14 protein-coding genes and 1 riboswitch are annotated in these 22117 nt (G+C 65.6%); of the genes, 8 read left to right on the forward strand and 6 right to left on the reverse strand.

Annotated features, from left to right (window positions below; translation table 11 throughout):
• Positions 1 to 57 precede the first annotated feature (57 nt).
• Positions 58 to 594: an inorganic diphosphatase gene (gene ppa / locus J2X70_RS19240; RefSeq protein ID WP_025874161.1), complete on the forward strand. Its 537-nt coding sequence runs from the start codon at positions 58 to 60 to the stop codon at positions 592 to 594.
• A 151-nt stretch (positions 595 to 745) separates the two neighbouring features.
• On the forward strand, positions 746 to 1867 hold the full coding sequence (locus J2X70_RS19245; protein WP_025874160.1) for an HDOD domain-containing protein: 1122 nt from the start codon (positions 746 to 748) through the stop codon (positions 1865 to 1867).
• Positions 1868 to 2168: 301 nt separating this feature from the next.
• On the opposite strand, the gene J2X70_RS19250 is transcribed toward J2X70_RS19245, so the two are convergent.
• The 5 genes from J2X70_RS19250 to thiC all read right to left on the reverse strand — a co-directional run bounded on the left by J2X70_RS19250 (position 2169) and on the right by thiC (position 11323).
• Positions 2169 to 5057 carry a TonB-dependent receptor gene (locus tag J2X70_RS19250; RefSeq protein WP_059065027.1) on the reverse strand — a complete coding sequence of 963 codons (2889 nt, stop codon included), beginning with the start codon at positions 5055 to 5057 and terminating at the stop codon, positions 2169 to 2171.
• Positions 5058 to 5106: 49 nt separating this feature from the next.
• A complete protein-coding gene (locus J2X70_RS19255) occupies positions 5107 to 6006 on the reverse strand; it encodes a helix-turn-helix transcriptional regulator (protein WP_025874158.1) in 900 nt (299 codons plus the stop codon).
• 115 nt (positions 6007 to 6121) lie between these two features.
• A complete protein-coding gene (locus J2X70_RS19260; RefSeq protein ID WP_140225553.1) occupies positions 6122 to 8446 on the reverse strand; it encodes a winged helix-turn-helix domain-containing protein in 2325 nt (774 codons plus the stop codon).
• Between the two features lie 259 nt (positions 8447 to 8705).
• Complete coding sequence (locus J2X70_RS19265; RefSeq protein WP_032976761.1) at positions 8706 to 9377, reverse strand: ion channel; 672 nt, start codon at positions 9375 to 9377, stop codon at positions 8706 to 8708.
• Positions 9378 to 9478: 101 nt separating this feature from the next.
• A complete protein-coding gene (gene thiC / locus J2X70_RS19270; RefSeq protein WP_059065031.1) occupies positions 9479 to 11323 on the reverse strand; it encodes a phosphomethylpyrimidine synthase ThiC in 1845 nt (614 codons plus the stop codon).
• 93 nt (positions 11324 to 11416) lie between these two features.
• A riboswitch (TPP riboswitch) is annotated at positions 11417 to 11518 on the reverse strand.
• Between the two features lie 247 nt (positions 11519 to 11765).
• Here thiC and J2X70_RS19275 point away from each other — a divergent pair.
• Positions 11766 to 13343, forward strand: coding sequence for a BCCT family transporter (locus J2X70_RS19275; protein WP_059065034.1), 1578 nt, complete (start codon positions 11766 to 11768; stop codon positions 13341 to 13343).
• Between the two features lie 551 nt (positions 13344 to 13894).
• On the opposite strand, the gene ggt is transcribed toward J2X70_RS19275, so the two are convergent.
• Positions 13895 to 15556: a gamma-glutamyltransferase gene (gene ggt, locus J2X70_RS19280; RefSeq protein ID WP_080149926.1), complete on the reverse strand. Its 1662-nt coding sequence runs from the start codon at positions 15554 to 15556 to the stop codon at positions 13895 to 13897.
• Positions 15557 to 16356: 800 nt separating this feature from the next.
• Here ggt and ilvC point away from each other — a divergent pair.
• From ilvC to J2X70_RS19305, 5 genes are all read left to right on the forward strand, one after another.
• The gene (gene ilvC, locus J2X70_RS19285; protein ID WP_309911733.1) at positions 16357 to 17331 is read left to right on the forward strand and encodes a ketol-acid reductoisomerase; all 975 of its coding nucleotides are present in this window, start codon (positions 16357 to 16359) and stop codon (positions 17329 to 17331) included.
• A gap of 37 nt (positions 17332 to 17368) precedes the next feature.
• Positions 17369 to 19105, forward strand: coding sequence for an acetolactate synthase 2 catalytic subunit (gene ilvG / locus J2X70_RS19290; RefSeq protein WP_059065039.1), 1737 nt, complete (start codon positions 17369 to 17371; stop codon positions 19103 to 19105).
• Entirely contained in the window at positions 19089 to 19340 is a 252-nt protein-coding gene (locus J2X70_RS19295) for an ACT domain-containing protein (protein ID WP_025874150.1), read from the forward strand. The genes ilvG and J2X70_RS19295 overlap by 17 nt, the downstream gene beginning before the upstream one ends.
• A 96-nt stretch (positions 19341 to 19436) precedes the next feature.
• Positions 19437 to 20528, forward strand: coding sequence for a threonine dehydratase (locus tag J2X70_RS19300; RefSeq protein ID WP_025874149.1), 1092 nt, complete (start codon positions 19437 to 19439; stop codon positions 20526 to 20528).
• The gene (locus J2X70_RS19305; protein ID WP_025874148.1) at positions 20525 to 22111 is read left to right on the forward strand and encodes a 2-isopropylmalate synthase; all 1587 of its coding nucleotides are present in this window, start codon (positions 20525 to 20527) and stop codon (positions 22109 to 22111) included. The genes J2X70_RS19300 and J2X70_RS19305 overlap by 4 nt, the downstream gene beginning before the upstream one ends.
• Positions 22112 to 22117 lie beyond the last annotated feature (6 nt).

Genomic DNA, 22117 nt, shown 5'->3' on the forward strand with positions numbered 1-22117 from the left:
CCGGCAAAGGCATAAAATGGAGGGCTATCCGTCTACATCCCCCACCTGGAGCACACCATGGGTCTGGAACTCGTCTCGCCCGGCAAGAACCCGCCGGAAGAAATCAACGTCATCATCGAGATCCCGAAGGATTCCGAGCCGGTGAAGTACGAAGTGGACAAGGAAACCGGCGCGATCTTCGTCGACCGCATCCTCTCCACCCCGATGCGCTACCCCTGCAACTACGGCTACGTGCCGAGCACCCTGTGCGGCGACGGCGATCCGGCCGACGTGCTGGTGGTGCTGCCGCTGCCGCTGGTCCCGGGTTCGGTGGTGCGTTGCCGCCCGGTCGGCGTGCTGAAGATGAGCGATGAGGCAGGCAGCGACGAGAAGATCCTGGCCGTGCCGGTCACCAAGGTGTTCGGCGGCTACGCGCACGTGGAAGACATCGAGCAGGTGTCCAGCCACTGGCTGGAGCGCATCGGCCACTTCTTCGAGCACTACAAGGACCTGGAGAAGGGCAAGTGGGTCAAGCTGGACGGTTGGGGCGGCGCGGCCGAGGCCAAGCAGATCCTGATCGAGGCGCACCAGCGCCACCTCGACAGCAAGGCCTGAGACTGAACAGCATTGCTCCGGCGCACGGCGTCGGAGCGATGCGGGTCACGTTTCATGACGGCGGCACATCACCTTTGCCGCCGTATTAGGTAAATTGCGTCACTTCACACGTCATCGACATCGACCGTCGAGACAGCCAGGGGAATGTGTCGTGCGTATTCTGCTTGTTGGGGATACAGCCAGCCTGCCGGCTGAGCTGACCGAATTCATTGCCGATCTTGGGGAAGACTGGCAGCCGTTGACCGCCACCGATGGCCATGCCGCAATGACCGCGGTCGCCACCCAGGGCGTGGACGCGGTGATCGTCTGCCCGCAGTTGCCCGATCTCAACGCGACCACGTTGCTGGGACAGATCCGCACCTTGCGCCCGGAGACCATCCGCATCGCACTGGTCGATGCACAGCATGGCAACCGGCCGCCGCCGGCACGCCTGATCGGGGTCGCCCATCGCTTCCTGCCATTGCCGCTGGCACCAGAAGTACTGCTGGAAGCATTGACCAGCCTGGAAGAGCTGCGCGAAGTGCTGGACAGCCCGCGCCTGCGCGATGCCATCGGCCGCATCGAGAAGCTGCCTTCGCCGCCGCACCTGTACCTGAGCCTGACCCAGGCACTGGAGCATGACGACGACGCCGACAGCGCCGATGTCGCCAAGCTGGTGGCCGCCGACCCGGCGATCGCGGCCAAGGTGCTGCAGCTTTCCAATTCGGCGTTCTTCAGCCAGGGCCGCACAATCGCCGACCTGCGCACCGCCGTGACCCGGCTGGGCCTGGCCACGCTGCGTGACCTGGTGCTGGCCAGTGAGGTGTTCTCCGCGCCTACCTTGTCCGGGGCCGAACGCAACTCGCTGCAGCAGCGTGCCTTGATGGCCTCGCGATTGGCCGCACGCCTGCTGCCCGACTCCAGCGCCGAACTCGGTGCCACCGCCGCCCTGCTGGCCGACATCGGCCTGCTGCTGCCGGGCGTACGCAACGAGCGCAGCGAACCGGAGCCGGCCGATGATGATCGCCCCGGGCATGCCGAAGCCGGCGCCTATCTGCTGGGCCTGTGGGGCCTGCCGATGCCGATCATCGAGGCGGTGGCGTTCCATCTGCAGCCGCAGCGCGCCAATACACGCAGCTTCTGGGTGACCGGTGCGGTGCACGTGGCACTGGCGCTGGTCAACGGTGACCCGGTGGATGAAGAGTATCTGCAGCGCGCCGGTGTGCTGAACAAGCTGCCGCAGTGGCGCGAGCACGCCAACAGCCTGATGGGGCTGGTGCCGAGCGAGGCCTGAGGCACAGCGTCAGGCGGGTACGAAGGGGACGAAAGGCAGGCCGTGTGGCCTGCCTTTTTTCGTTGTGCCGGACGTTCATCCACGCATGGCGTGGATCTACTGGAAGTGATCGGAAGTTCATCCACGCATGGCGTGGATCTACTGGAAACGGCCGGAGGCTGCTTGGCACGGGCATGAATCAACCGTCGGTGACCGGAGGATCGGCGCGCGCGGCGTGGACAGCCGCGCTGCTCGACCGCACAAACAAGAAGGGCGGACCTTGCGGCCCGCCCTCCTCTTTCTGCTGTCACGCTTCGATGGATCAGAAGCGCTGGGTGTACTTCATGTAGTAGTAGCGACCGATGTCGAAGCCACCGTAGTAGGAGAAGCTCGAGTTCGGCTGGCTGTACATGACCGGGCCTTCGTGGTTGAACACGTTGTTGGCACCGACCGAGACCGTGGCCTGCCACGGCAGGGTGTAACGCACCTGCACATCGTGGAAGGTGTTCGAACCGACCTTGCGGGTCGGCTGGCCCAAGGTGTAGGCCGAGTTGAAGTCAGGCAGGTTGCACTCGGTGTCGTAGGAGCACGGCTCCTTCATGCTCGAGTAGTAACGCACGGCCCAGTTGACGCCCAGGTTGCCCAGGCTCCAATCGACATTCAGGTTCGAGCGGACGCGGAAGTTCGCACCCCAGTCGCCGGTTGCCCAGCTGGTGTGCTGCTCGACCGGAGTCTCGGCTTCATTGTCGCGCTTGTACTCGAGGTAGTCGACGTAGGTGGTCTTCCAGTCAACCACGATCTTGCCGAAGGAGAACTCCGGCAGGCGGTACTTGATGCCCAGGTCGTAACCTGCGGTTTCCTGGTAACCACCGTTGATCAGGGTACGGGTAACGTCGACCACCTGGTTGACGGTGCGGCCTTCGGTACCGCGGCTGAAGCGGTCACACGCCGACGCCACGCCCAGCACGTAGCACTGGTTGAGGATCGAGGTCACCGACTCGGCGGCGATCACGTTGTTGATGCGGATCTTCCACCAGTCCAGGCTGACGTCCAGGCCCTGCACGAAGTTCGGGCTGTAGACCAGGCCGGCAGTCCAGGTCTTGGAGGTTTCCGGCTGCAGTTCCGGGTTGGAACCCGACTCGAAGGCGCTGTAGGACTGGGTGCCCGGGCCGGTCGACTGTGCGCCACCGGAGGTGATCTGGCGGAAGTTCGCCGGAACGCCACGTGCGCCGCAGGCCGCGGCAACCGACGGATTGCGCGAAGCCGAGCCGAAGCTGCTGTCGCACGGATCGGTGTAGGCGTCGAAGGTCTGCGAGGTGCCGCCGTACATGTTGGCGATATTCGGCGCGCGGAAGCCCGTCGAATAGGTCGCACGCACCAGCAGGTCGTCGATCGGCTTCCACTTCAGGCCGAACTTGCTGTTGATGGTGTCGCCGAAGGTGTTGTAGTCCGAATAGCGACCGGCCATGTCGAGCGACAGTTCCTTGGCGAACGGCATGTCGGCCAGCACCGGCACGTTCAGTTCGACGTAGAACTCGTCGAGCTTGTAGCTGCCCTTGGTCGGTGCGCCGGCCAGGTCGGTGCTCAGGCCCGACTGCAGCAGTGCATCCGGGTTGTACTCACCGCTTTCCTGGCGGTGCTCGTAACCGGCAGCGATGGCCAGGTCACCGGCCGGCAGCGTGAACAGCGAACCGGAGATGTTGGCGCTGTAGGCCTTGGTGGTGTTGGTGTAGGTGTCGTGGCTCGGCAGGAACAGGTAGGCCTGCAGTGCCGGGTCAGCCAGCGAACCGTTGCCGGTGGAGCCGTACGGTGCGAGCGGGTTCCACGGGGTGCAACCGGCGATCACCTTGCCCGGGGTGCCGCAACGGGCAACGTCGCCGTCCATGAAGGACGGGCCGACGGCGTTCTGCACGTTCGGGATGAACAGGTTGCCGGTGCCGGTCTTGACGCCCTTGTTCTGGTTGTAGACGTAGCCCACGTCCCAGTCCCAGAACTTGTCGGCGAACTCGAACGAACCTTCCAGGCCGGCCGAGAAGCGGAAGGTTTCCTGCTCGGATTCGGTCTGGCGCGGGAACTCGGAGGTGCGACGGATGAAGTTCGCGTCCTTGCCCAGCGGGTTGTAGATGCTGTCGGCCGACAGCGGGGTGCCGTAGACCTCGGACTGGTACGGGTAGCCGGCAATCTGCGAGGTCGCGGTGCGCTTGGTGTACAGCACGTTCGCGGTGGCGCGGATGTTGTCGGTCAGGTCGTAGTTGCCGTTGGCAAACACCGAGCGACGGGTCAGCTTGTTCTGCAGCCACATTTCCTGGCTGGCATTGGTGTAGTCGGCGGTGCCGAACTCACGGAAGTCGCCCATGCCGTTGCCGGCACCGGTATTGGCACGGGTGTACCAGATATCGTCGTTGGCGTCCTTCGGGGTACCCATGTCGTCGATCAGCACGCCCTGGTTCGACGCCGGCGACCAGCCATTGGCATCGTCGTCGGTCGGGAACGGGTGGAAGCGGCCGTTCGGGTAGCGGCTGAAGGAACGATCCTTGGCCTGGACCTCGTCTTCCTTGCTGTACTCGGCGCCGAAGGTGATCGAACCGCGCTCACCGGTCTGGCCGTAGACGAAGTTGTAGACCTGCTTCTGGCCGTCGCCCTGGCCGTACTGGCCACCGTAGACGCTGGCTTCCAGGCCGTCGAAGTTCTTGCGGGTGATGATGTTGACCACGCCGGCAATGGCGTCGGAACCATAGATGGCCGATGCACCGTCGGTCAGCACTTCGATGCGTTCCACGACCGAGGTCGGGATCGAGGCCAGGTCGGTGTAGCCGCCGGTGCTGGTGCCCATGCGCTTGCCGTCCAGCAGCACCAGGGTGCGCTCCGGGCCGAGGTTGCGCAGGTCGACGTACTGGCCGCCGACTTCTTCGCCCGAAGACAGGGCATCGGCGCGGCTGATCGCCGGCGAACCGGTCGCCGACAGGTTCTGGACGATGTCGGCAACGCTGGTGAAGCCCTGCTTTTCAATGTCGGCGCGCTGCAGCGCGATCACCGGCTGCGCGGTTTCCATGCTCGCCTGGCGGATGCGCGAACCGGTGACCGAAATGCGGTCCAGGTCGGTCGTGCCGCCGGCAGCTGCGTCCTGCGCCGAAGCGAAGGACGGTGCCAAGGCAAGCGCAATGCCGGCCGGCAGCAAGCCGAGCCGCACTGCGGGAATACGAACGTTCATCAATCTCTCCAAGGTACGTGTTAGTAGCGTGTTAAAACGCCGTAGCACGTTACGATTGCGTTGCAGCGCTGTATTTGCGCGACACAACCGGAGACTTTGCGGAGTGTGGCGGAAGCTGTCCGTCATTCTCGCGGAAGCGCGAGGCGGACTGGCCGTAGCGGGCGCGGAAGGCACGCGCGAAGCTGCAGCAGTTGTCGAAACCGCTGGCGGCAGCGACTTCGCCGACCATCATGTCGGTATCGCGCAGCAGATCGGCCGCACGTTCGAGGCGCAACCGTGCCGAAAGCGACTGCGGGCTTTCCTCGTACAGGCTCTGGAACGTCTTGGAGAGATACCAGCTGGAGAAGTTGGTCAGCTCGGCCAGTTCGCCGATGCGCACCACACGGTGGCTGTTGCCTTCCAGATACAGGCGCGCGCGCTGCATGCGACCAAACACCTGGCGCTTGCGGCTGCGCGAGCGGCCCGGGCAACGCTGTACGTTGTCGGCCAGGCTGCGCTGCAGACCGGCCAGATGCAGCAGCAACGGACGCAGTGCCTGCGCCGGCTGCCCGCTGGCGAGGGCATCACGCCACAGGCGCAGCGCCACCCGCGCATCAGCACGGTTCATCTGGCCACGACCGGCGTACAGGCCGCAGTCGGCCATTTCGGTCAGCACGCGCAGCGCTTCCACGTTCAGGTTCATGCCCACGCACAAGCCGTTGCGTCCGGCCTGGACCAGCGGCCTGGACTCCTTCTCGAACGCGATCCACTCGCCCTGGCGAAGCCGGAACCGCCCTTCCTTGGCTTCCACCCACGAGGTGCCGCGCACCTGCATCCAGACGCTGAAACTGGTGCCGGCGGTCTGCAGGCTGCCGAGGCGGGCAACCCCCATGCAGGTCGGCGCGACATCGTCGATCGCCTTGTCCAGGGATACGGTTTGGCCACGGTCGGCCAGCGAGAGTTGACGCATAGGGGCACCACGGATTTGCCAAGTACAGGCCTCCGTTTTGCCAAATAAGGTGACAGCGCGTCAGGAAAGACTGCCGAGATCGCCACGAATTCGCGGCGAGATCGTCACGAAGAAATTACGAAGGCCCTTTCTCGTTCAAGATCAATAATTTGGAGAATGCCGGGAACAGTGCGGGCGGTTGTTCGGGCAGTCGCATCACACCGATGTCGGCACCATCGCTGATGGCCAGGGCCAGGTACAGGCTGTTTCCGTCGGCACTGGCGCTCAGTCCATTGCCCGCGCTCAGCCGCTGGGCGTCCAGGCAACGCTCGGCTTCTTCGCGTCCGGACTGGATACGGACCAGGGTCGTGCCGCAGCTGGCACTGCTGCCCAGGTAGTCGATGCTGCCGTTGCCGGCCACTGTCCAGGTCCGGTAGCGCCAACGGCTGGGCCGGTCCTCACTGACCTGCTGCACGCTGGCAGGGGTCAACGCCGCGTCCACCGACCACAGCCCACCGGCTGCCAGCCGGGTGAACAGCACCCGCCCGGTACTGCGGTCGAAGCGCGCCTGCGATACGCCTTCCAGGCTGGCCAACCGCCGCCATGGCTGCGCGCTGCGGTCGAACAGGCTCAAGCGGGTGTGCTGGTCGGCATCACGTTCGACCACCAGCAACTGCTCCGCGTCTGCGCCGTACAACGCCTGCAATGGCTGCTCGGCGGGAACCGGAAGGCGATGCAGCTGTTCATCGCGCGGTGCGATCTCGTAGACAACCGCTTCGCCATGCTCATCGCGGCCCACCACCAGCAGATGCCGGCTGTCGGCCGACCAGTCGGGCGCCTGCCGTGCCTCGGGCTTCAGCCCCTCGATCGGCCGCAGCGACTCCGGCCGCTGCATGTCGGCCCACCACAGGGCGAAGCTGCCGGAACGATCGGAACTGAACACCAGTTGCCGCCCATCCGGTGCCACCATCGGTTGCCCGTCGCGGCCACTGGAGGCGAACAGGCGCTCACCGGCACCGCCCTGCGCGGGCATCCTGAACACCCCGAACTGCGCGCGCCGATGCACGAACGCCAGCATGTCACCGCGGCGGGACACTGCCGGCCACTGCGCATCGTCGAGCCCAGCGTCGCGCAACGTGCGGCGCTCGACGTCGAGGTAGTACAGGCGTGCTTCGCTGTCCACGCGGCGACCGAACACGATATGCCGACCGTCGCCCAGCCACGCCCAACCACGCAGTTCGGCCGATTCGGTGGTCAACTGCTCGGGCGTGCCGCCGCTGGCAGGCATCCGCCACAGGTCGCCCAGCTGAGGGTTGCGGACAAACACCAGCCATCGGCCATCCGGGGAATAGCGCGGGGCGTAGTCGAAATCATCCTCGTCGACAGCGTACTCCAGCGCACGCCATTGGCCGGTGGCCAGATCGAGCACGCGGATGCCGCGATGGGCATAGCGACCGACCATGCTGCCGAAGACCAGACCACGACCATCGGGCGTCCAGTCGAAACTGAGCAGCTCGGTGCCGTCGCAGCGCGTGGCCTGGCGCACGGCGCCGCCGGTGGCGCTGGCGATCAGCACCTGGCAGCTGGCATCGGCACCAAAGCGGGCGAAGGCGATTTCGCGGCCATCGGGCGACCAGTTCGGGAAGCGGTCGCTGGCACCTGCCGGTGGCGATAGCAGCTGGCGCGCGGGGGCATTGCCGGAGGTCTGCACCTTGATGGCGTTGCCGCCGGTGCCATCGTCGTTGGCGCCTTCGTAGGCGACCTGCGATCCATCAGGAGAAAGTGTGGGATAGGTCTCAAAACCGGCCGTCGCGGTAATCAATCGATACGGCCGCTCAGGGCTTCCGATCACCCGCGTGCCGTTCTCCACTGCCGCATCCACCGGAGAATTCACCGGCGCCGGGCGGCGCAGCAGCAGTACGCTCAACACCACCAGCGCAAGCAGCATCACCACGCCCAGTGCCAGCAGCAGGCGACGGCGCAGACGGCGCCAGCGGCGGCTTCCGCGTTCAACCACCGGCACGCCGGCGGGAGCTACGGCATCCGGCGCAGGCGGCTGTGATGCGGTCGAGTCCTCTGCAACGGCGATCGCATCGGTCTCGTGGTCCGCCAGCGGCTGCACCGGCACAAGCAGGCGGTAACCGGTCTTGGCGATGGTTTCGATGTACGCCTGGCCGTTGTCGTCGTCGACGCTGAACGCCTTGCGCAGCTGGGTCACGGCCTGGGTCAGCACATCGTTGGTCGGCAGCGTGTCCGGCCACACTTCGGCGAACAGCTCGTCACGGGTCACCACCCGCCCCGGCTGCCGCATCAACACGCGCAGCACGCCCAGCGACTTGGGCGTCAAACGGCGTGTACGGCGGGCACCGGCGACTTCGACCTCACGCGAGGACAAAGTAACGATGCACTCACCGACGCGGACGCGGTCGGATTCAGGCGACTGGATTTCGCTGTTGATCATTCGTTGCTATGGGGCTGAAACAGGCCGCAAACACTGTTCACCATCGATCCCTTCCCATCCTTGGCACAGCAAGAAGCCAGATTCCGCACAAAGCATCGGCGCATACCGCAAAAAAAACGAAGCCTCCGGATATTAGCCTATGCGAGTTACCTCGCCTATCGCGTGGTCGACATCAGGCTCTCTCTCGCCGACGCATTCACATAATACGCATCATCATTCGCGCCCTTTTGGGCGCGATATTTTTATCTGGCGTTCATTTTCAGAAGCGTTTCAGCATGGTCAGGCCAACCAGCCGCGAAACCACCAGCGCTACGTACATGACGCCGGAAAACTGCTCCAGCATTACCAGCGCGCGGGCCTGCGGATGCAGTGGCACGACGTCGCTGAGACCTACCCCCGACAATAAGCTGAAGCTCAGATAAAGCAGCTCCATCCATGTGCGCTGCGCGCCGCCACTGGCGCCCTGGAAACTGCCCGGATACCACTGCTGACATACGGCAAAGGTAAAAGCGAATGCCCATGCCAGCAGAGTGAACGTGGCACCGGCGGCGAACAGCTCGTCGCGCGTCACTTTGTGGTCCTGCAGCATGTAAGCGATCAGCGCACCGGCGGTGTAGAAATACAGCAGGCTTTCCAGCAGCTGCGCGGTGATGCCCAGTGCAGGCCGGTCGAGCAGGGCCGCCGAAAGGGAAAACACCACCGCCGGGATGGCCAGCACCAACGCCAGCCATGTCCCCAGCGGGCTGCGCTGCACCACCCACAGTGCCAGGCCGAGCACGGCCATGCCGAATACGCCTACTGCCGCGCGCCCGGCAGCAGTTTCGTCCAGCGCCGGGTACAGCAGCACCGACAACAGCTGTGCGCCGAGCAGCCAGGCAGAGGGATGACGGCGGGCGATGGCCAGCCAGCGGGTGGTGACGGCAATGGGCATGGTTCCGTGTCCCCGGGGAACGATGGGGCGAGGATAGCGGCATGTCGGTGAGTTGGGTGACTGGACGGTGCCGGGCATGACCCGGCACTGCCCATCTGCGATCAGCCCTGCTGGTACACCTCGGCGCCGGCCGCCCGGAACTGCTCGGACTTTTCCTGCATGCCCTTCTCGGCGTACTCGCGCACGTCCTGGGTGATCTTCATCGAACAGAAATGCGGGCCGCACATCGAACAGAAGTGGGCCAGCTTGTGCGCGTCCTTGGGCAGGGTCTCGTCGTGGAATTCCTTGGCCTTCTCCGGGTCCAGGCCGAGGTGGAACTGGTCTTCCCAGCGGAATTCGAAGCGTGCCTTGCTCAGCGCGTTGTCACGCACCTGCGCCCCCGGATGCCCCTTGGCCAGGTCAGCAGCATGGGCGGCGATGCGATAGGCCATGATGCCGTCGCGCACGTCCTGCCGGTTGGGCAGGCCCAGATGCTCCTTCGGCGTGACGTAGCAGAGCATGGCAGTGCCGAACCAACCGATCATCGCCGCACCGATCGCGCTGGTGATGTGGTCGTACCCCGGTGCGATGTCGGTGGTCAGCGGGCCAAGCGTGTAGAACGGCGCCTCGCCGCACTCGCGCAGCTGCTTGTCCATGTTCTCCTTGATCAGCTGCATCGGCACATGGCCGGGGCCTTCGATCATGGTCTGCACGTCGTGCTTCCACGCAATCTTCGTCAACTCGCCCAGCGTCTCCAGCTCGCCGAACTGCGCCGCATCGTTGGCATCGGCAATGCAGCCAGGACGCAGGCCGTCACCCAGCGAGAAGGTCACGTCGTAGGCCTTCATGATTTCGCAGATGTCTTCGAAATGCGTGTAGAGGAAGTTTTCCTTGTGGTGGGCCAGGCACCACTTGGCCATGATCGAACCGCCGCGGCTGACGATGCCGGTAACACGCCTGGCGGTGAGTGGCACATAGCGCAGCAGTACCCCGGCATGGATGGTGAAGTAGTCCACGCCCTGCTCTGCCTGTTCGATCAGGGTGTCGCGGAAAATCTCCCAGGTCAGCGCTTCGGCGCGGCCGTCGACCTTCTCCAGCGCCTGGTAGATCGGCACCGTACCGATCGCCACCGGCGAATTGCGGATGATCCATTCGCGCGTTTCATGGATGTGCTTGCCGGTGGACAGGTCCATCACCGTGTCGCCGCCCCAGCGGATCGCCCACACCAGCTTTTCCACTTCCTCGGCAATGCCCGAGGACACCGCGCTGTTGCCGATGTTGGCGTTGATCTTGGTCAGGAAGTTGCGGCCGATGATCATCGGCTCGCTTTCCGGGTGATTGATGTTGTTGGGCAGCACCGCACGGCCGCGGGCGATTTCCTCGCGCACGAATTCCGGGGTGATGATCTGCTGGATCGACGCACCGAATGCCTCGCCAGGATGCTGCTGCAGCAGTGAGGCATCGCGGATCGCTTCCAGCCGCTGGTTTTCGCGGATTGCCACGAATTCCATTTCCGGAGTGATGATGCCGCGGCGCGCATAGTGCATCTGGGTGACGTTGGCGCCGGCCCGCGCGCGACGTGGCAGGCTGCGCGCGGGAAAACGCACCGGGTCCAGCTTCGGATCATGTTCGCGCGCGCGGCCGAACGAGGAGCTGAGGCCGTCGAGCTGTTCGGTGTCGTTGCGCTCCTCCACCCAGCCACGGCGCAGTGCCGGCAGGCCCGCAGACAGGTCGATGCGCACGTCCGGATCGGTGTACGGGCCGGAGGTGTCGTAGACGGTGACCGGTGCGTTCTCTTCGCCACCGAACACGGTCGGCGTGCGGGTCAGCGCGATCTCGCGCATCGGCACCTGCAGGTCCCGGCGCGAGCCAGGCACGTGGATCTTGCGCGAGCCGGGAATGGGCCGGGTCACGGATTCGGAGAGTTGCTGGGCCTGTTGCTGCAGGGCGGAGAGCTGTGCGTTCATCGGGCATCGTCCAGGAAGGTCAGGGACGAAGCGGCGGCGCACTGCCACCGCGCCCGGACGGCACCAAGGCGCTCCCTGGGCAGGTTCCGGGTACGGCTGCATTGCAAAGCTTCCCTACGCCGGTATGAGCCGGATCAGGTTCCAAGGGACTATCTCAACCGTGGCCACAAGGCCGCGGTACCCCCGCTTCTTGGTGGGCATTAGAGCATAGAAACCACTCGGCCTCCTGGCCGTTCATCCACGCAGGGCGCAGATCTGCCGCAGCCGCGTTAACAGAACCGTGACGTCGCATTCAGTAACGTGCACGCGCGCCGCACCGTTGCACGTGGCGCTTTCCCTGCCGCCATCGCGGTGCCTGTCCGGTGCGCGCACACTGTCGCCGGCCTACTCCCTGCAAGCTTTCGCTCGCTCCCCTCAATCCCTTGATCGGAGAAGCTCCTTCATGGTGTTTCGCATTTCCATCGCACTGGTGCTTGCCCTGGTGCTGCTGGCCGGCCTCGCGCCCGGCCCCTTCAATACCGTCGTGCAGGCGGCGCTGGCTGATGTCATCCGCAGCGTCGGTTGGCTGTACCTGCTGGTGGTGTTCCTGGCGCTGGTGTTCCTGATGTACCTGGCCTTCGGCCGCTTCGGCAACCTGCGCATCGGTGGCGAAGACGCCGAACCCGAATTTTCGCGCGCCAGCTGGATGTCGATGCTGTTCGCCGCCGGCATGGGCATCGGCCTGGTGTTCTGGGGCGCGGCCGAGCCGATCTCACACTTCACCAAGCCACCGGAAGGCATTGCGCCACAGAGCATGGATGCCGCGCGTGCCGCCATGCGCTACGTGTTCTTCCACTGGGGCCTGCATCCGTGGGCGATCTATGCGCTGATCGGTCTGGCGATGGCCTGGTTCCAGTTCAACCGCAACGGCGGTGGCCAGATCAGCGACATGCTGCAGCCGATCATCGGCCGCCACCATCGCGGTTGGATCGGAAAGGTGGTCAACATCTCCGCCGTGGTCGCCACCGCGGTCGGCGTAGCCACGGCACTGGGTTTCGGTACGGTGCAGATCGCCGCCGGCGTAGAACGGGTGTTCGGGTTGCACGCAGGCATACCGCTGCAGCTGACCATCATCGCAGTGGCGTTCGTGCTGTACATGGCCTCCTCGCTGAGTGGCGTGGGCCGCGGCATGAAGTGGTTGTCCAACGTCAATCTGGCGTTGGCGGCATTGCTGCTGGCACTGGTGCTGGTGCTCGGCCCGACCGGCGCCATCTTCAACACCTTCACCACCACGCTGGGCTCCTACCTCAACCAGCTGGTGACCATGAGCCTGCGCATGTCGCCGTTCTCGTCCAGCACCTGGGTGGCGGACTGGACGATCTTCTACTGGGCGTGGTGGATTTCCTGGGCACCGTTTGTCGGTTCCTTCATCGCGCGCATCTCGCGCGGACGCAGCGTGCGCGAGTTCGTGGTGGGTGTGGTGCTTGCGCCAACCCTGTTGGGCTTCTTCTGGTTCTCGGTCTTCGGTGGCACCGCAATCTGGTCGCAGATCTTCGGCCACGCCGACCTGGTGCAGGCGCTGGGCAACGGCTATGAGACGGTGCTGTTCACCCTGTTCGACAGCCTGCCACTGCCGTTGCTGCTGTCGAGCATCGCACTGGTATTGTTGATGATCTTCTTCGTGACCTCGGCCGATTCGGCGGTACTGGTACTGGCCACGATGTCCACCGACGATGCGGGTGAGCCATCGCGCAGGCACAAGATTGCGTGGGGTGTGGGCATCGCACTGATCGCGGGCGCATTGCTGCTGGCGGGTGGTCTGGAGGCGTTGCAGGGCATGATCACGATTGCGGCGTTGCCATTCGCGCTGCTGATGGTGCTGGTGATGGTGTCGCTGTACCGGGTGCTGGACCAGGAGTACACGCGGGAGCGGCGGCAGGCGCAGCGCCAGCGACGCATGATCGATGCGTGGATCGCACGCGAGATGGCGGCGCAGGAAGAGACCCAGGCGGAGGCGGCACGCGCGCAGGATCAGGATTGAGGGTGTTTTGCAGCCTGCGGCTGCACCGCTTTTTTCAGGCAAAGGCAACGGCCAAAGCCAAGGCGGCTCTGGGTTGCTGCTTGCCTGGCAGGGAGGGGGCCGATGGCGGGACACGCCGCAAGTACGTCCCTGTAGGCTCGGCCACGGCATCCATGCCGTGGACGGTCCCGCCATCGGCCCCCTCCCCGCCTCCGACAATTTCCCGGTGACGGTTGGTGGATCCACGCCATGCGTGGATGAAGGTGTATCGGAAAACAAGGAGGGGTCGGATCCGTTTTCCAAAGGAAAACGGATCCGACCCCAACCATCAGCACGCGGCTGTTGCTGCTGCCTTTGCTTTTGATCTTCTTCTTTCTCTTGCTGCGGTGGCGGCCACAGGAAACTGTCCGTGGCCGGGTGGGTAGGTTGGCTGGGGGCGTGAGCGCCATGGATGGCGCGCCCGAGCCTACAAGGACGTACTTGCGGCGTCCCCCAGGCAACCTACCCACCCGGCCAACCACAGCATTGCTGCCACCACCGCAGAGGGGGCTCAGCCCGTTGGCCGGGAAACCTCAGTAGCCCGCCGCCTGCCCATCCTTGCGGCTCTCCGACGCGCCGTAATACACGCCGGTTTCCGGATCACGCAGGATCGCCTGATAACCACCATACGGACCATCGGCGAACACCACCCGGTGCCCCTTGCGCATCAGCGCCCGCACCGTCTCGTACGGGAACCCGGTTTCCAGATTGACCTCGCCACCATCAGTCATCGCCGTCGCCTGCCCGGTCGGTTCGGTCGATCCCTCATGCTGGATGCGGGGTGCATCACCGGCCTCCTGCAGGTTCATGCCGAAGTCCACCAGGTTCATCACGATCTGTGCGTGCCCCTGCGGCTGCATCGCACCGCCCATCACGCCGAAACTTGCATAAGGCTTGCCGCCCTTGGTGATGAAGGCCGGAATGATGGTCTGGAAGGGACGCTTGCCCGGTGCGTAACCGTTGGGATGGTTCTTCTGCAGCACGAACATCTCGCCGCGATCCTGCAGGATGAAGCCCAGCCCCGGCGGGGCCATGCCGCTGCCCATGCCGCGGTAGTTGGACTGGATCAGTGACACCATCATGCCGTCGGCATCGGCCACGGTCATGTAGATCGTGTCGCCCTCTTCCAGCTGCTTGGGCGTGCCCGGCTGCACTTCCTTCAGCGCCTTGTCCATCGAAATCAGCGCGCGACGCTGCGCTGCGTACTCCTTGGAAATCAGCTTCTGTACCGGCGCGGGCTGGAACGCCATGTCGGCGTAGAAGCGCGCACGATCGGCGAAGGCCAGCTTCTTGGCTTCCACGAACAGATGCACGTGCTCGGGTGAGCCGAACGGAATCTTCGAGAAGTCGTAGCCTTCCAGTACGTTGAGGATCTGCAGCGCGGCGATGCCCTGGCTGTTGGGCGGCAGCTCCCACACGTCGTAGCCGCGGTAGTTGCTGCTGACCGGCTCGACCCACTCGCCATGATGGTCGGCCATGTCCTGGTAGCTCAGGTAGCCGCCGTTCTTCTTGAAGTAATCGCCGATGGTGTGGGCGATGTCGCCCTTGTAGAAGGCATCACGGCCGCCGTCGGCAATCTTCTGCAGGGTGTCGGCAAGGTTGGGGTTCTTCCACATCTCGCCCTTGCGCGGCGCGTGGCCATCGATCGTGAACTGTTCCTTGAAACCCGGATACTGCGACAGCTTCGGCACCGAGCGATCCCAGTAATAGGCAATCACTTCGGCAACGGGATGACCGTCGCGCGCGTAGCGGATGGCCGGGGCCAGGTTGTCGGCCATCGGCTTGCGGCCGAAGCGCTCGTGCAGCGCGAACCAGCCATCAACCGCGCCCGGCACCGATACCGGCAGCGGGCCGGTCGCGGGGATCTCCTTCAGGCCACGACGCTGGAACTCGGCCAGGGTGAGTGACTTCGGCGAACGGCCCGAGCCGTTGTAGCCGTAGAGCTTCTGCGTCTTCGGGTCCCACACGATGGCGAACAGGTCGCCGCCGACGCCATTGCCAGTCGGCTCCATCAACCCCAGCGCTGCGTTGGCCGCAATGGCGGCATCGACGGCTGAGCCACCGGCCTTCATCACGTCCAGCGCGATCTGGGTAGCCAGCGGCTGCGAGGTGGCGGCCATCGCATGCGGGGCGATCACCTCCGAACGGGTGGCGAAGGTGTGGCCGGTAATGCGGTCGGCGGCCTGGGACAGCATGGGCACGGCAGCCAGCACGGCAGCTGCCAGCAGGGAACGGGCAAGACGTCGGGACACGGTCAGGTTCCGAGGGAAGGGGTGGTGACCCGATCTTCGCCGCTACCGCGACCGGGGGCCATCGGGCATAGGTCATGGGGCGCCTCATGGAGCCACGTGCGCCATTGCCACGAACGCATCGCAATGCGCGCGGAACCTCCCGCGGCACACGGGGCGCTGCACGACCCGGCGAGCGCAGCTGGTATCGCCGGAATCCGCGCAAAAAACCCGTTGAAAAGAGTGAATTCGGGTTCACCGAAACACTTTCAGCAGCAACCATCCTTGTGCCACAAGCGATTGCACTGCATGCAGCGGAAACTGACGGAAATAGTGCTGCGAGGGTTGACACAGCGGAAATGGCTGTGGTTTTCTCGATCACATGTTGCATCACAACACACCACCGCGAACCCACATCGAAGCCGCCGATACCGGCGCCGCCTCGCTGCGTTCGATTCTTGTGCTCGTACTTATTACCCAACCAACAGGTGCGGGACGAGCCAGCGTGTAAGCAACAAACACACCGGAACTCTTCAAAAACCCGCACCCGCCCAGGTGCGGGTTTTTTCATTTCAGGACCTGGTTTCAGACGCAACCACCATGACCACCGCCTCCTCCACAACCTGGACCTGCTGCACCACGAACCCTCGTGGTGGCAGTACCTGTGCGATGCGCGGCGCTGCCCTCCCCGCTTTTCCCTGACCGGCCGGTACGTCGCTTCGACTGCCGGCCGTCTTTTTTCTTCCCACCCGCAAGGAACCTCCCCCATGAGCACCAACGAACTGCCCCAGACCAAGACCGCCGTCATCGGCTACGGCAGCCAGGGCCGCGCGCACGCGCTGAACCTGCGTGAATCCGGCTTCGATGTGGTGGTAGGCCTGCGTCCGGGCGGCCCCACCGAGGTCAAGGCACAGGCCGATGGCTTCACCGTGAAGGCACCGGCCGATGCGGTGAAGGATGCCGACCTGGTCGCGGTGCTGACCCCGGACATGGTGCAGAAGAAGCTGTACGAGGACGTGCTGGCGTCGAACATGAAGCAGGGCGCGGTGCTGCTGTTCGCGCATGGTCTGAACGTGCACTTCGACATGATCAAGCCGCGCGAAGACCTGGACGTCGTGCTGGTCGCACCGAAGGGCCCGGGTGCACTGGTCCGTCGCGAATATGAGATCGGCCGCGGTGTGCCATGCATCTGGGCGGTCTACCAGGACAAGAGCGGCAAGGCCGCCGAGTACGCGCTCGCCTATGCGGCCGGCCTGGGTGGTGCGCGCGCCAACCTGATCCAGACCACCTTCAAGGAAGAAACCGAAACCGATCTGTTCGGCGAGCAGGCGGTGCTGTGCGGCGGCGCTTCGGCACTGGTGCAGGCGGGCTTCGAGACGCTGGTCGAAGCCGGTTACCAGCCGGAAATCGCCTACTACGAAGTGCTGCACGAACTGAAGCTGATCGTCGACCTGTTCTACGAAGGCGGCATCTCGCGGATGCTGGAGTTCATCTCCGAGACCGCGCAGTACGGCGACTACGTCAGCGGCCCGCGGGTGATCGACGCCGGTACCAAGGCGCGCATGAAGGAAGTGCTGAAGGACATCCAGGACGGCACCTTCACCAAGAACTGGGTGGCGGAGTACGAAGCGGGCCTGCCGAACTACAACAAGTTCAAGCAGGCCGACCTGGAGCACCCGATCGAGAAGGTAGGCAAGGAACTGCGCGCCAAGATGGTCTGGTTGCAAGGTCAAGCCGCGTAACAACGCGGCACCCCCACCCGCTCTGCAAGGTTCCCCCATGAACTCTCCCACACACCGCAGCGCGCCGCCCAACGGCGCGCGCTGGCTGACCCAGGCGCTGGAGGCCGAGGGTGTCCGTACGCTGTTCGGCTATCCGGGCGGCACCATCATGCCGTTCTACGACGCGCTGGTGGATTCGTCGCTGAAGCACATCCTGGTGCGCCATGAGCAGGGCGCGGCACTGGCCGCCAACGGCTTTGCGCGCGCCAGTGGCCAGGTCGGCGTCTGCGTGGCGACCTCCGGGCCGGGCGCGTCGAACCTGGTCACCGGCATCGCCGATGCGATGCTCGATTCGGTGCCGATGGTCTGCATCACCGGCCAGGTCGCCACGCCGCTGCTGGGCACCGATGCGTTCCAGGAACTGGACGTGTTCGGCCTGACGATGCCGATCGTCAAGCACAGCTGGCTGGTGCGCAGCGTCGATGACCTGCCGCGCGTGGTGGCCGATGCTTTCCGCATCGCCCGCGAAGGCCGTCCCGGCCCGGTGCTGATCGATCTGCCCAAGGACGTGCAGCTGGCCGATGCCAGCCACCTGCCGGCGCATGTGCCGGCCAATGTGGAACCGCCGCCGGCTCCCGCCGACGCGGCGATCGCCGAGGCCATCGCGGCTCTGGCGGCGGCCGAGAAGCCGGTGGTCTACGCCGGTGGTGGCATCGCCCTGGGCGATGCCGTGCAGGACCTGCGCGAATTCGTCGAAGCCAGCGCCATCCCCACCGTGATGACCCTGCGTGGGCTGGGCGCGCTGCCTCCCCAGCACCCGCAGTCGCTGGGCATGCTGGGCATGCACGGCACCCGCGCGGCGAACATGGCCGTGCAGGAAAGCGATCTGCTGCTGGTGCTGGGTGCGCGCTTCGATGATCGGGCGACCGGCAAGCTGGCCGAGTTCGCACCGTTTGCCCGCGTGGTGCACATCGATGCCGATGCGTACGAGATCTCCAAGCTGCGCAGCGCCGATGTCGCCGTGCCCGGCAACGTCGGCCACGCCATCCGCGCCCTGCGTGCGGCCTTCCCCTCCCCCAAGGCCCACCAGGACGCATGGCGCAAGCGCTGCGCCCAGCATCGCGATCGCTTCGCCGCGCGCTACGACGCACCCGGCCAGCACATCTACGCCCCGGCGCTGCTGAAGCGCCTGAGCGAACTGGCGCCGGCCGATACGGTGGTCGCCTGCGACGTCGGCCAGCACCAGATGTGGGTTGCGCAGCACTGCCGCTTCACTCATCCGCGCAACCACCTGACCAGCGGTGCACTGGGCACGATGGGCTTCGGCCTGCCGGCGGCGATGGGCGCGCAGTTCGCCTGCCCCGAGCGCACGGTGGTGCTGGTGTCCGGCGATGGCAGCTTCATGATGAACGTGCAGGAGCTGGCGACCATCGCCCGCTGCCGCCTGCCGGTGAAGATCATCCTGCTGGACAACAGTTCGCTGGGCATGGTGCGGCAGTGGCAGGAACTGTTCTTTGCCGAGCGTTACAGCGAGATCGACCTGTCCGACAACCCGGACTTCGTCGCCCTGGCCAAGGTGTTCGGCATCGCGGCCACGCGCATCGACGCACGTGATGACGTCGAAGGTGGCCTGGCCGCGCTGCTGGCCGAACCCGGCCCGGCCCTGCTGCACGTGGCCATCGATGCACGCGCGAACGTGTGGCCGCTGGTACCGCCCAATACCGCCAACAGCACCATGCTGGAAAGCAACCCTGCACATGCACGCCAGGAGATCCCCAATGCAATACCGGCTTGACCTGGTGCTGCAACCGGCCGAGGGCGCGCTGCTGCGCGTGATCGGCATGGCCGAACGCCGCGGTTTCGCGCCGCGCGCGATCACCGGTGCGCCGGTGGCCGCCGATGATGGCCGTTGGCACCTGCAACTGGTGGTGGACAGCCAGCGCCCGCCGGAAACGCTGTGCCGGCAGATGGAAAAGATCTACGACTGCGTTTCGGTGCAGATGACCGCACTGGAAGGAGCATCCGCATGAACGCCCGTACCGTTTGCAACACGGTGCCGGTACGGAGGCGTCTTCTTCGCCGCCCGTGCCCGCATGCGGTGGTCGGCAACACCCTGCTGGTGGTCCATGCCGGCCGCTGACGCCAGCAAGGAAAGCGATGTCGGCGACGTAACCGTTGCCGACGTACTGGCTGCGCAGGCCCGCCTGCGCCGCTTCCTGCCGCCCACGCCGCTGCATCATGCCGAGCGCTTCGGCACCTGGCTGAAGCTGGAAAACCTGCAGCGCACCGGCTCGTACAAGGTGCGCGGCGCGCTGAATGCCCTGCTGGCCGCCCGCGAACGTGGCGATACCCGGCCGGTGATCTGCGCCTCGGCCGGCAACCACGCCCAGGGCGTGGCCTGGGCCGCCTATCGCTTGGATGTGCCAGCCATCACCGTGATGCCGCATGGCGCACCGGCCACCAAGATCGCTGGCGTCGCCCATTGGGGTGCAACGGTGCGCCAGCACGGCAACAGCTATGACGAGGCCTATGCGTTCGCCGTCGAACTGGCGCAGCGCCACGGCTACCGCTTCCTGTCCGCCTTCGACGATGCCGATGTCATCGCCGGCCAGGGCACCGTCGGCATCGAGCTGGCCGCACACGCGCCGGACGTGGTGATCGTACCGATCGGCGGTGGCGGCCTGGCATCCGGCGTCGCCCTGGCGCTGAAGTCACAGGGCGTGCGCATCGTCGGCGCGCAGGTCGAGGGGGTCGATTCGATGGCCCGCGCGATCCGCGGCGACGTGCGCGAGATCAATCCCGTGCCGTCGCTGGCCGATGGCGTACGGGTGAAGATCCCCGGTTTCCTGACCCGTCGCCTGTGTACCTCGCTGCTGGACGACGTGGTGATCGTGCGCGAAGCCGAGCTGCGCGAGACCCTGGTGCGGCTGGCACTGGAAGAACACATCATCGCCGAAGGCGCCGGTGCGCTGGCACTGGCCGCCGGCCGTCGCGTCGCCGGGCGCCGCAAGTGCGCGGTCGTCTCCGGCGGCAACATCGACGCCGGCGTGCTCGCCGGCCTGCTCACCGACATCCGCCCACGCCCGCCACGCAAGCCGCGCCGACGCCGGGCAGAAACCCCGCGCTCGCCCGGCAAGGCGACCGCCACCGCTTTTCCCACGCCTTCCCCTTCCCCCCTGCAAGCCGTCGCACCCGCTGTCGAGGAGATTTCCCTGTGACCACCATCGAACGAATTACCACCCCGCGCATCCGCATCTTCGACACCACCCTGCGTGACGGCGAGCAGTCCCCCGGCTGCAGCATGAGCCCGCCGCAGAAGCTGGTGATGGCGCGTGCGCTGGACGAACTGGGCGTGGACATCATCGAGACCGGCTTCCCGGCCAGCTCGCAGTCCGACCGCGAAGCGATGGCCCTGATCGGCCGCGAACTGCGCCGCCCGAGCCTGAGCCTGGCGGTGCTGTCGCGCTGCCTGCAGGCCGACATCGAAACCTCGGCGCGTGCGCTGGAAGCCGCTGCCAACCCGCGCCTGCATGTGTTCCTGTCGACCAGCCCGCTGCACCGTGAGCACAAGCTGCGGATGACCCGCGAGCAGGTACTGGAATCGGTACGCAGGCACGTAGCGCTGGCCCGCTCCTACATCGATGACGTGGAGTTCTCCGCCGAGGATGCCACCCGCACCGAACTGGACTACCTGATCGAGGTCTCGCGCGTGGCGATCGCTGCCGGCGCCACCACCATCAACCTGCCCGACACCGTCGGCTTCACCACGCCGGAAGAGATCCGCACGATGTTCCAGCAGGTCATCGCTGGCGTCGCCGATGTGCCGAACGCAGCCAACGTGATCTTCAGCGCCCACTGCCACAACGACCTGGGCCTGGCCGTGGCCAACTCGCTGGCCGCCATCGAAGGCGGCGCGCGCCAGGTCGAATGCACCGTCAACGGCATCGGTGAGCGCGCCGGCAACTGCTCGCTGGAAGAGATCGCGATGGTGCTGAAGGTGCGCCAGGCTTTCTACGAGCAGGACACCGCCATCGATACCCCGCGCATTGTCGGCACCTCGCAGCTGCTGCAGCGCCTGGTCGGCATGCCGGTACAGCGCAACAAGGCCATCGTGGGTGCCAATGCCTTCGCCCATGAGTCGGGCATCCATCAGCACGGCATGCTGCGCCACCGCGGCACCTACGAAATCATGCGTCCGGAAGACGTGGGCTGGGAAGATTCGCAGATGGTGCTGGGCCGCCACAGTGGCCGCGCTGCCGTCGAAGCACGCCTGCGCGCGCTGGGCTTCTGGCTGGAAGAAGACGAGCTGAAGCTGGTGTTCGAGCAGTTCAAGGGATTGTGCGAGCAGCAGCGTGTTGTCACCGATGCCGACCTGCAGACGCTGATGCAGGGCGGCTCCAATGCCCAGGGCTACCGTCTGGCTTCGATGACCATCAGCGATGTCGGCAGCCGCGCCAACGCGCTGGTCGAACTGTCCGACCCGGACGGCAACCGCGTGGCCGAGACCGCGCAGGGCGACGGCCCGGTCGATGCGCTGTTCGGCGCGTTGTCGGCCGCCACCGGCGTGCAGCTGATGCTGGACAGCTACCACGTGCACAGCGTCGGCATCGGCGCCGACGCGCGTGGCGAGGCCAACCTGAGCGTGCGCCACGAGGGCGTGGAGTACGACGGCACCGGTACCAGCAAGGACATCATCGAAGCGTCCGCGCTGGCCTGGCTGGACGTGGCCAACCGCCTGCTGCGCCAGCGCCAGGCCAACGCCGGCATCAGTACTGAATCACCTGCCACCGCCACCGCCTGAGGAATG

The sequence above is a fragment of the Stenotrophomonas sp. 1337 genome, from assembly GCF_031455455.1.
Lineage (GTDB): Bacteria > Pseudomonadota > Gammaproteobacteria > Xanthomonadales > Xanthomonadaceae > Stenotrophomonas > Stenotrophomonas indicatrix.